This is a genomic window from Cysteiniphilum sp. 19S12-1 (assembly GCF_052030685.1).
In the GTDB taxonomy this organism is placed as follows: Bacteria; Pseudomonadota; Gammaproteobacteria; order Francisellales; family Francisellaceae; genus Caedibacter.
The window spans coordinates 1-888 of record NZ_JBQAJM010000089.1; the positions used below are offsets into that span (position 1 = coordinate 1).

Consider the following 888-nt stretch of genomic DNA (forward strand, 5'->3'; position numbering starts at 1 on the left):
GATTAAGGAATAGCCTACATGATTTGACCGGCAATTCTAGTTGTCGTGACCGGTAAAGCTAATTGTCATCTAATAAATAAGGTACAGTATAAAAATATGCAATATCAAGCACACCGAGTAGGCATTAATACGATTGGAATGACACTAGGTCGAGATATAAAAAATAAAACAACTTATATAAATATTGGCGGTGATACGCTAACGAATCCAAATGATGTGACTTACCCTTATAACACTTACCCAAGTTAAAATGTGGCATTAGCCTAGCAAATCAAATCAAATGATTCCCATCTTGGAATGCGTAGCCAAGGTGGGCTTTTCCGTCAATTTGAGGTTGCCATTTAGCAACCTATCGATTAAAAAACCCGCTTTTTACAGTAGTCTTGCTATTCTAAGTAATAGGCTGTGTTACCCTCACTCGTAACCGTTAGTTACATCAATTACGCACGATTTTTTGTATTTCTTTTTGAGCCACTTTTTTACATAATTGTCGCAGCCATTTATTTTTTGCATCATACTTAAGCCGTCGCGGGTAAAATGCTTGCATCATAATTGGATGCGTTTCAAAGGGAAGCGATGCAGTCTTTAAATCAAAGCATTTGGCCAGTGAGGTTGCAGTGACAATAATACATTGATCATCCATAATTTCTAAGGCGGCAGAAAGGGTTGATACACGAGCATAAACATTGCGTGGATCGGGGCGTGTTAGGTAGTGTAGGAATTTATTATGCTCATCATCGAAGCCAAAGAGGATGTGTGGTAGGTTAATATAAGTTTCATAATCCATATTTTTGGGTAGCGGATAGTTCTTATAACTGAAGTTACGCACTTTTAAATTTCTCACATTCATGTTTCATTTTTAAATACATTTGATAACTTGCTTGATTC

2 protein-coding genes are annotated in these 888 nt (G+C 36.8%); one reads left to right on the forward strand and one right to left on the reverse strand.

Translation table 11 applies throughout. The annotated features are described in order from the left end of the window. Positions 1-96 precede the first annotated feature (96 nt). Positions 97-249, forward strand: a complete 153-nt coding sequence (locus tag ACTS4L_RS11350) for a hypothetical protein (RefSeq protein ID WP_440652073.1) — start codon at positions 97-99, stop codon at positions 247-249. Positions 250-436: 187 nt separating this feature from the next. On the opposite strand, the gene ACTS4L_RS11355 is transcribed toward ACTS4L_RS11350, so the two are convergent. After that, positions 437-850: a hypothetical protein gene (locus ACTS4L_RS11355; protein ID WP_440652074.1), complete on the reverse strand. Its 414-nt coding sequence runs from the start codon at positions 848-850 to the stop codon at positions 437-439. Between the last annotated feature and the right edge of the window lie 38 nt (positions 851-888).

Coding starts and splice junctions, on each gene's coding strand:
- ACTS4L_RS11350 (WP_440652073.1), top strand. CDS start 97: ATGCAATATCAAGCACACCGAGTAGGCATTAATACGATTGGAATGACA.
- ACTS4L_RS11355 (WP_440652074.1), bottom strand. CDS start 850: ATGAATGTGAGAAATTTAAAAGTGCGTAACTTCAGTTATAAGAACTAT.